The sequence below is a fragment of the Kamptonema formosum PCC 10802 genome (genome assembly GCF_000332335.1).
In the GTDB taxonomy this organism is placed as follows: Bacteria; Cyanobacteriota; Cyanobacteriia; order Cyanobacteriales; family Oscillatoriaceae; genus Oscillatoria.
Window position 1 is genome coordinate 1,567,825 of record NZ_KB235948.1, and the last position, 1,357, is coordinate 1,569,181.

At 51.1% G+C, this 1,357-nt stretch carries 2 protein-coding genes; both read left to right on the forward strand.

The window, feature by feature from the left end:
• The first annotated feature begins 678 nt into the window (after positions 1 to 678).
• Complete coding sequence (locus OSC10802_RS49020) at positions 679 to 861, forward strand: hypothetical protein (protein ID WP_155968685.1); 183 nt, start codon at positions 679 to 681, stop codon at positions 859 to 861.
• Positions 862 to 1,003: 142 nt separating this feature from the next.
• A complete protein-coding gene (locus tag OSC10802_RS54110; protein WP_017716019.1) occupies positions 1,004 to 1,243 on the forward strand; it encodes a hypothetical protein in 240 nt (79 codons plus the stop codon).
• The last annotated feature ends 114 nt before the right edge of the window (positions 1,244 to 1,357 follow it).

Consider the following 1,357-nt stretch of genomic DNA (forward strand, 5'->3'; position numbering starts at 1 on the left):
AACTTACTCTTTCACTATAGCACGAGCCGGTGCAATTTTATACATGTACTGACAGGATCGCTGCTGGCATGCCTTACAACAGCAGCACAGTGTAATGCGCTTGTGCTGCAACCGGCCTGAACCGGCTGTACGGTTGACTTTAGATTTTCTTAAGGGAAAAACGGCCAAAATCGGCTTTTTTGGTTCGGTAATCCGTACTCGCACCCAACCCTAAAGGTTCGGTATCCGACGAATTGATTGCGCTTTTTTTCGAGAGGCCGGTGGCTTGACAGGTGTGGGGCGGGTTTGGGGGAAAATGGCTGCAAGCTGGTGCCGGTGGGGGTTTGTGGCTTTCCTCTCTGGCGGGATTCTGGGGCTAGGTGCGTTTTGGCAAAACTTTCCCACTATTACATTTTCAGAATACCACAAGCAGGTGCCTTTTTATACCGTGTTGGTACAGTCGCAGTATTTTGTGCTTCGCTATTGCAGGACACTGTAATAAGGTTGTGCTGCAACCGGCCTGAACCGGCTGTACGGTTGACTTTAGATTTTCTTAAGGGAAAAACGGCCAAAATCGGCTCTTTTGGTTCGGTAATCCCTACTCGCACCCAACCGATAAGGTTCGGTATCCGAGGAATTGATTGCGCTTTTTTTCGAGAGGCCGGTGGCTTGACAGGTGTGGGGCGGGTTTGGGGGAAAATGGCTGCAAGCTGGTGCCGGTGGGGGTTTGTGGCTTTCCTCTCTGGCGGGATTCTGGGGCTAGGTGCGTTTTGGCAAAACTTTCCCACCATTACATTTTCAGAATACCACAAGCAGGTGCCTTTTTATACCGTGTTGGTACAGTCGCAGTATTTTGTGCTGCGCTATTGCAGGACAATGTGATAAGGTTGTGCTGCAACCGGCCTGAACCGGCTGTACGGTTGACTTTAGATTTTCTTAAGGGAAAAACGGCCAAAATCGGCTCTTTTGGTTCGGTAATCCCTACTCGCACCCAACCGATAAGGTTCGGTATCCGAGGAATTGATTGCGCTTTTTTCGAGAGGCCGGTGGCTTGACAGGTGTGGGGCGGGTTTGGGGGAAAATGGCTGCAAGCTGGTGCCGGTGGGGGTTTGTGGCTTTCCTCTCTGGCGGGATTCTGGGGCTAGGTGCGTTTTGGCAAAACTTTCCCACCATTACATTTTCAGAATACCACAAGCAGGTGCCTTTTTATACCGTGTTGGTACAGTCGCAGTATTTTGTGCTGCGCTATTGCAGGACAATGTGATGAGGTTGTGTGGGGGGATGCGGTTTTGGGCGGGTTGGGGTTGCCTGCCAGACTTCCAGGCAATTGGCAATTGGCAATCTGAGATTTGGGGAGGGCCGGGATTGGGGGATTAGG

Coding starts and splice junctions, on each gene's coding strand:
- OSC10802_RS49020 (WP_155968685.1), top strand. CDS start 679: ATGGCTGCAAGCTGGTGCCGGTGGGGGTTTGTGGCTTTCCTCTCTGGC.